The following is an 8,317-nucleotide window of genomic DNA, read 5'->3' as shown; positions in this document are numbered from 1 at the left end:
GGAGCGTCCGGCACCTCGGCCACCCGCCGCGCCACCACCTCCGGCAACGCCACGAACTCCCGCGCCTCACCCGTCGCGTTCCACCCCTCCACCGCGGCCACGTCGGCGGCCAGGAGAGGAAGCCGGGAGACGGGGAGGTCGGGGTCGGCGACGGCGGCGGAGAGAAGGGCGACGAAGTGCTCGGCCATCCGCGCGATCGCGTCGGCGTCGAACAGGTCGGTGCGGTACTCGAAGATGCCGCCGAGCTGTCCGGGGAAGCGCTGCAGGTACAGCGACAGGTCGAACTTGGCGGTGGTCGTGCCGGAGGTCACCCACTCGGCCTCCAGGTCGCCGAGGCGCGGTTCGGTCCGTTCGGCGTCCTCGAGGCTGAACAGCGCCTGGACCAGCGGCGTGCTGCCGAGGTCACGACGCGGCTGCAGGTCCTCGACCAGCGCCTCGAAGGGCACCTCCGCGTTGGCGAAGGCGCCGAGCGTGGTGTTCCTGGCCCGGCCGATCAGCTCACGGAAGGTGGGGTCGCCGGAGCAGTCGGTGCGCAGCACGAGCGTGTTGAGGAAGAAGCCGATCAGCGGCTCCAGCTCGGGCCGGGGCCGCTCGGCCGCGGGCGTGCCGACCACGATGTCCCGCTGGCCGGTGTGCCGCGCCAGCAGGACGGTGAAGGCGGCCAGGAGCGTCATGAACAGGGAGGCGTTCTCGGCGGCGCCGAGCAGCCGGAGGCGTTCGGAGACCTCCGGGGAGACCATGAACGGGACGTTGCCGCCCTCGTGGCCCCTGCGGGCCGGGCGGGGCCTGCTGGTCGGCAGCTCCAGGCGTTCGGGCATGCCCGCCAGCCGCTCGCGCCAGTAGGCCAGCTGGGTGTCGCGCAGCTCACCCTCGACCCTGTCATGCTGCCAGGCCGCGTAGTCGGCGTACTGCACGGTCAGTTCCGGCAGCGCCGCACCCCGGCCCGCGTAGCACTCACCGAGCTCCCGGGCGAACAGGACCGCCGACCAGGCGTCGTTGGCCACATGGTGAATCGTCACCAGCAACTCGTGGTCGTCGGCCGCGTGCCGTACCAGAGCGGCCCGGAGCGGGGGCTCCGCCGTCAGGTCGAAGCGGCGGGCGGCGAACGCCTCCAACGCGCCCTGCTCCACCGTCTCCAACGGCACGTCCGCCTCGGCCGCCACCGTCACCAGCACGTCGTCGTCACGCTGGACGAACCGCGACCGCAGCACCTCGTGCCGGGCGGCCACCATCGTCAGCGCCCGTTCCAGCGCAGCCACGTCCAGCGGACCGCGCAAGCGCAGCCGGACGTGCGTGTTGTACACCGCCAGCTCCGGCTCCAGCTGGTCCAGGAACCACAGCCGCCGCTGGCCGTACGACACGGGCAGCAGCCCGTCGCGCGGGACCGGCACCACCTCGGGAACCGGAGTGGCGGCTTCGAGCCGCGCGGCGGCGATGCGCTCGGCCAGACCGGCCACGGTCGGCGCTTCGAACAGCGCCCGGACCGGGAGGTCGATCCCGAAAGCGCTTCGCAGCCGAGTGACGATCTTGATGGCGAGCAGCGAGTGGCCGCCGAGGGTGAAGAAGCCGTCCTCCCTGCCGAGGGGACCGCTCTCGAGCACCGACTCGAACAGCGCCGCGACCAGCTCCTCCACCGGGCCCTGCGGCGGCGTGCCCGCGGAGTCCTGCCGCGCCTCCCCAGGCTCGGGCAGCGCGGCGCGGTCGAGCTTGCCGTTGGCGTTGGTCGGGAGCTCGTCGAGGAAGGTGAACGACGCCGGGATCATGTGGTCGGGCAGCCGCTCGCGCAGCAGGCCGGCGAGCGCCGCCGGGTCGGCCCGGCCGTCCCCTGACGGCACGACGTAGGCGGCCAGCGTGCCCCGCACCGGCTGCACCACCGCGGTCCTGACCGAGGGGTGGGCGGCCAGGAGCGACTCGATCTCGCCGGGCTCGACACGCATGCCCCGGATCTTGACCTGGCCGTCCATCCGGCCCAGGTAGTCGACCTCGCCGTCCGGCAGCCAGCGGGCCAGGTCGCCGGTGCGGTACATGCGCGCGCCGGCCGGGCCGTACGGGTCGGGCACGAACTGCTGCGCGGTCAGCCCGGGACGCCGCGCGTAGCCGTGGGCCACGCCGATGCCGGCGATGCACAGCTCGCCGGGCGTGCCGACGGGCACGCGGCGCAGGTCGGCGTCCAGGATCTCGATCCGGATGCCCCTGATGGGCGCTCCGATCGGGGTGCGGGACTCGCCGGGCTCGCACCTGTGCCAGGTCACCTCGATGGCGGCCTCGGTGGGGCCGTAGAGGTTGTGCAGTTCGACGCCCGGGAGCCGCTCGTGCAGGCGGGCCGCCAGCGTGGCCGGGAGGGCCTCGCCCGAGCAGTACACCCTGCGCAGCGCGGGCAGGTCGAGGACCGCTTCGTCCAGGAGCGCGTCCAGCATCGACGGCACGAAGTGCACGGTGGTGACGCGGTGGTCGGCGAGCAGCCGGACCAGCGCGGCCGGGTCGCGGTGCGCGTCGGGGGTGGCGACCACGAGACCGGCTCCGGCGATGAGCGGCCAGAACAGCTCCCAGACCGACACGTCGAAGGTGAAGGTCGTCTTCAGCAGGACCCGGTCCTCGGCGGTGAGCGTGAAGGCGTGATCGGTCCAGGTCAGCCGGTTGGCGATGGCTTCGTGGGAGACGAACACGCCCTTCGGGGTGCCGGTGGAGCCGGAGGTGTAGATCAGGTAGGCGGGAGCGCTGGGCGGGATCGGGACGCCCAGCGGCGCGCCGTCTCCCGGGACCGCGGGGTCGACGGTGGTCGTTCCCGGGAAGCGGTCCGGCTGGTCCGTGACCACCACGCCCGCTCGGGCGTCCTCGGCCATGAAGGCCAGCCGCTGGTCGGGGTATCCGGGGTCGAGCGGCAGGTAGGCCGCTCCGGCGGCCACCACCGCGTGCACGGCCACGACCAGGTCGACGCTTCTCGGCAGGCACACGCCCACCACGTCACCCAGCCCGACACCCCGCTCCCGCAGCACCGAGGCCAGCGCGTTCACCCGCGCGCCGAACTCGGCATACGTCGACCAGGCGCCCTCCGCGTCACAGATCGCCGGGGCGTCCGGCGTCCGCGCCACCCGCCGCGCCAGCAGCTCGGCGAGGGAGGCGTACCCCTCCGGCGCGCCCGTGTCGTTCCACCGCTCCACCAGCGCGTCGTCGGCGGCCGACAGCGAGGGCAGGCCCGACATCCGCTGCTCAGGGCCGGCCGCGACGGCGGTCAGCACCTCGGTGTAGAGCGCCGCGATGCGCTCGGCGGTGGCCTCGTCGAACAGGTCGGTGCGGTATTCCAGGATGCCGCCGACACCGCCGGACTCCCGGCGCAGGTACATGGTGAGGTCGAACTTGGCCGTCGAGGTGCCGACGCCCCGCCACTCCATGGTCAGGCCGCCCGCGCTCACCGCCGGACGGTCCGCGTCCTCCAGGCTGAACAGCACCTGGACCAGAGGCGTCGCACCCAGGTCGCGTTCGGGCTGCAGCTCCTCGATGAGCGCCTCGAAGGGCACCTCGGAGTTGGCGAAGGCCTCCAGCGTGGTGGCCCTGACCTGCTTGAGCAGATCGCGGAAGGTGGGGTCGCCTGAGCAGTCGGTGCGCAGCACCAGCGTGTTGAGGAAGCAGCCGATCAGCGACTCCAGCTCGGGCCGGGGCCGCTCGGCGGCGGGCGTGCCGACCACGATGTCCCGCTGCCCGGTCGCCCGGGAGAGCGCGACCGAGAGCGCCGCGGCCATGGTCATGAACAGGGAGGCGTTCTCCTCCGCGCCCAGGGACCGCAGCCGCTCCACGACCTGTCCGGGGACGGTGATCGGGACGTACGCGCCGACGTAGTCGCGGCGCGCCGGGCGCGGGCGGTCTGCCGGGAGCTCCAGGCGTTCGGGCATGCCGGCGAGCCGCTTGCGCCAGTAGGCCAGCTGGGTGTCGCGCAGCTCGCCCTCGACCCTGTCACGCTGCCAGACCGCGAAGTCGGCGTACTGCACGGCCGGCTCGGGCAGCGCCGCGCCTCGGCCCGCGTAGCACTCGCCCAGCTCCTGGGCGAACAGCACCGCGGACCACGCGTCGGTGACGACGTGATGGATCGTCACCAGCAGCTCGTGGTCGTCCGCGGCGTGACGCGCCAGAGCGGCCCGCAGCGGCGGCTCGGCCGTCAGGTCGAACCGGCGGGTGCCGAAGGCCGCCAGCGCCTCCGGCGCCACCACTTCGAACGGCACGAACGCCTCGGCCGCCACCGACACGAACAGGTCGTCATCGCGTTGCACGAACCGCGACCGCAACACCTCGTGACGAGCGGCCACCATCGTCAGGGCGTGCTCCAGCGCCGCCACGTCCAGGGCGCCGCGCAACCGCAGCCGCACATGCGTGTTGTAGACGGCCAGCTCCGGCTCCAGCTGGTCCAGGAACCACAGCCGGCGCTGCGAGTAGGAGGCGGGGAGCAGACCGTCGCGTGGCACCGGGAGGACCGGCGGGATCTGGTCGGCGCCCCTGCCCTGTGCCGCGGCCACCAGGTCGGCGATCCCGGCGACGGTGGGCGACTCGAACAGCGCCTTGGGGGAGAGCCCGACGCCGAACGCCTTGCGCAGGCGGCCCATCAGCTTGATGGCCAGCAGGGAGTGGCCGCCCAGCGCGAAGAAGCCGTCGTCCCGGCCGACGGGACCGCTCTCGAGCAGCGCCTCGAACAGGGCCGCCACCAGCTCCTCCACCGGGCCGCGCGGGGGCACCCGCTCGGCCTCCACGGTGTCCGGCGGGTCGGGCAGCCTGGATCGGTCGACCTTGCCGTGCGCGGCCAGGGGCAGCGCGGGCAGATCCACCAGGTGGGCGGGAATCAGGTAGGTGGGCAGGCGCTCGGCCAGGTAGCCGGGCAGCTGCCGGGTGTCGCCGACGACGTAGGCCACCAGCTCGGGCTCGTCCTGCCCGCGCACGACCACCACGCAGTCGGTGACCGCGGGATGGGCCGCCAGCACGGCCTGCACCTCTCCGGGTTCGACCCGGTGTCCGCGGATCTTGACCTGTCCGTCCGCGCGGCCGAGGAACTCGATGGCGCCGTCCGGTAACCGCCGCGCCCGGTCGCCGGTGCGGTAGATGCGGGCGCCGGGCGCGCCGTACGGGTGGGGGACGAAGGCGGCGGCGGTCTGTCCGGGGCGGCCCAGGTAGCCGCGCGCGACGGTGGTTCCGCCGATGCACAGCTCGCCGACGACCCCGTCGGGTACCGGGCGCAGGTCCTCGTCCAGGATGTAGGCCTCGGCGTGGGGCAGCGGGAAGCCGATGGGCGTGACCGCGCCGGCTCCGGCCGGCTCCTGGTCGCCCGCCAGGCCGAGCACGCCGACGGTGGTTTCGGTCGGACCGTAGTGGTTGACGACCGCGGGGCCGCCGGGGCGCGAGCGCAGCTGCCGTACCCAGTCCCATCGTGACGCTTCGCCGCCGAACACCAGCGTGCGGCCGGGCAGCAGGTCGGCCTCGTCGGCGTGCAGGGCGGCCAGGTGCGAGGGCGTGATCTTCATCAGGTCGATGCGGTCGCGCCTGAGGTGCTCGGCGACCCAGGCGGCGTCCGTCGCGTGCTCGCGTGGGACCAGGTGCAGGGTGCCGCCGGTGAGGAGCGCGCCGTGGAAGACGGTGACGCTGAAGTCGAAGGTCAGCGGCTGCAGCATCGAGTGACGCAGCCCGGGCGCCAGGTCGAGCAGACCGCCGACCCCGGCCACGTAGGCGGTGAGCTGCCGGTCGGCGATGCCCACCCCCTTGGGCCGGCCGGTCGAGCCGGAGGTGTAGATCACGTAGGCGAGCGTGTCCGGGTGCCGGATGATCTCGGGGGCGGTCTCCGGCTGCTCGTCCGCCTCGCCCAGGTCGATGACCGGAAGGCCGGTCTCGGGCGGGCCGAGCTCCGCCCGGGTGATGACGGCCGTCGCCCCCGAGTCCGCCAGCAGCTCGCGCAGCCGCTCCACGGGATGCTCCAGGTCCAGCGACAGGTAGGCGGCGCCCGCCTTGAGCACGGCGAGGACGGCCACGGCGAGCTCGACGTCGGTGTCCAGGAAGAGCGCCACCGGGGTGTCAGGGCGGGCCACCCCGGCCAGGCGGTGGGCCAGCCGGTTGGACCTGCGGTCCAGCTCGGCGTAGGTCAAGGTGCGTCCCGCGGCGTCGGCCACCGCCACCTGGTCCGGGCGGGCGGCCACCTGGGCCGCGAAGGCCCCGGTCACGGTGTCGGACGCGGGGGCGGACCCGGCGCGGAACGGCGAGGTGGTCGTGGTGAGGCGCTCCTCCTCGCCGGGCAGCAGGAACGGCAGGTCGGCCAGGGACGTCTGCGGCTCGGCCAGTGCGGCGTCGAGCAGGCCGCGGTAGCGGGCGGCGAAATCCCTCGTCCAGGCCTCGTCGAACAGCGCGGTGGCGTACTCGATGCGCCCGTCGATGCGCCCGTCCACCTCGGCGAGGTCGATCAGCAGGTCGACCTTGGCGGTGCCGTTGCGCACCTGCCCGTTGGTGACCAGGGAGGGCAGGAGGTTGAACACGACCTGGTGCAGCGGCGTGCCCGCACCTTCCGCACGGTCCGGCCTGAGCTCCTCGACGAGCCGCTCGTAGGGCACCTCGGCGTGGTCGAGGGCGTCGAAGACCGCGGTCCGCACCCGGTCGACCAGCTCGGCGAAGGTCGCCTCACGCGCGCAGTCGGTGCGCAGCAGCAGGGTGTTGACGAAGTTGCCGATCAGCGGCTCCAGCTCGGGCAGCGGCCGCCCGCCCACCGGGGAGCCGACCACCACGTCCGCCCGCCCGGCCAGCCGTGACAGCAGGGCTTTGAGCCCGGCGAGCAGCACCACGAAGGGCGTGGTGCGCCGCTCCCTGGCCATCCGGTGCACGCCCTGCACGGTGGGGGCGGGCAGCTCGAAGCCGATGTCGCCGCCGGTGTGCCGCGGCAGGCCCGGATCGGGCGCGCGGGGTGACAGGCGCAGCGGCTCGGGCAGGTCGGCGAGCTGCTTGCGCCAGTAGCCGAGCTGGTCGGCCAGCTCGCCGCCGTCCCACCTGCCGCGCTGCCAGGCGGCGAAGTCGCCGTACTGGATCGGCAGCTCGGGGAGCTCGCTCTCCCCGTTCCCCGTGACGGCACGGTAGGCGGCCTGGAACTCCCGCTGGAAGATCGCCACGGAGGCGGCGTCGAAGGCGACGTGATGCACGGTGAAGAAGAGGCGGTCGGCCTCATCCGTGCGGATCAGGCGCGCCCGCCACAGCGGAGCCCGGTCGAGCGGAACGGAGCGGGCGGCCTCGGCGTCATACACCCCGGCGAGCCGTGCCTGCTGTTCCTCGGGTGGGAGCCCTCGAAGGTCGGTGACAGGCACGTCGACCGGCACCTCGGGCAGCACGACCTGGGTCGGCACGCCGTCGCGGGCCTCCAGCGCGGTACGCAGCACCTCGTGGCGGGCGACGACCCTGGCCAGGGCGGCTGCCACCGCGGAGGGCACGGCGGCAGCGTCGGTACCGGCCGGCAGGCGGGTACCGAAGGGGATGTTGTAGACGGCGAGCCCAGGTTCCAGCTGGTCCACAAACCAGAGCCGTTCCTGCGCGAAAGAGGCGGGGAGCTCGAAACCGTTCGCCGGGTCCATAGGCGCGCTCACGCTATTCGGCCCGCTCGTACTCCTGCATGGCCTCGCGCAGGCTGCGGGGCCTCATGTCCGTCCACACCTTGTCGATGTACTCGAGGCAGTCTTTACGGTCGCCCGAAAAGCCTTCCTCGCGCCAGCCGGCCGGGAAGGGGCGGTCGGCTGCCCAGATCGAGTATTGCTCTTCGTGGTTGATCACTACCTTGTAGTCGCCACTGGGCATGGATCCGCCTACTCCCTTTCGCGGCGCCAGGGGTTGCCCGACACGCCAAAGAACAATGTGGGACTTTGGGCCGCAAAATCTGGCAAGTTACGGCCCGTAATGGAGCAGCAGCGCACCTTATCCGGCTCTGACAGCCCCTGTAGTCGTTTTCACAGAAGCGTCGCCGATTGAAGTAGATGGGCGCCCGGCGAGTCAAGACATGTCGGAAGAACAGCATCTAACGATCACTGACAGTGTTCATGACAAGAATCGTGCATTGACACCGCCCCGAGGCTCGGTGAAATATTGGCCGGGCCCAAACTCGTCACCACGACTTGGGCGGCAACAGACCATACGTCCGTTTTACGGGGTTCTCCTTCATTCCGCGCTCACCCAGTGCGGAGAGAGGTTCAGTCCAGCATGGCGGTGCACAGCTCCCTCCCCTACCTGCAGACGACCCGAACGGCATGACCACCCGGCCCTCGCTGGCGGTCATCGGCACCGGCGGCCTGGCCAGAGCCGTCTGCTACGCCCT

Annotated in this window: 2 protein-coding genes; both read right to left on the bottom strand. The window is 72.7% G+C overall.

Annotated features, from left to right (window positions below; all coding sequences use genetic code 11):
• On the bottom strand, positions 1 to 7,583 hold a 7,583-nt coding region (locus ABZX22_RS44710; protein WP_354923336.1), incomplete at its 3' end, for an amino acid adenylation domain-containing protein.
• Positions 7,584 to 7,596: 13 nt separating this feature from the next.
• Positions 7,597 to 7,803 (bottom strand): MbtH family NRPS accessory protein, encoded by a 207-nt coding sequence (locus tag ABZX22_RS44705; RefSeq protein WP_354923334.1) that lies wholly within the window; start codon positions 7,801 to 7,803, stop codon positions 7,597 to 7,599.
• Between the last annotated feature and the right edge of the window lie 514 nt (positions 7,804 to 8,317).

It is taken from the genome of Nonomuraea sp. NPDC003804, from assembly GCF_040610675.1.
Lineage (GTDB): Bacteria > Actinomycetota > Actinomycetes > Streptosporangiales > Streptosporangiaceae > Nonomuraea.
This window is presented reverse-complemented; position numbering and strand designations above follow the sequence as displayed.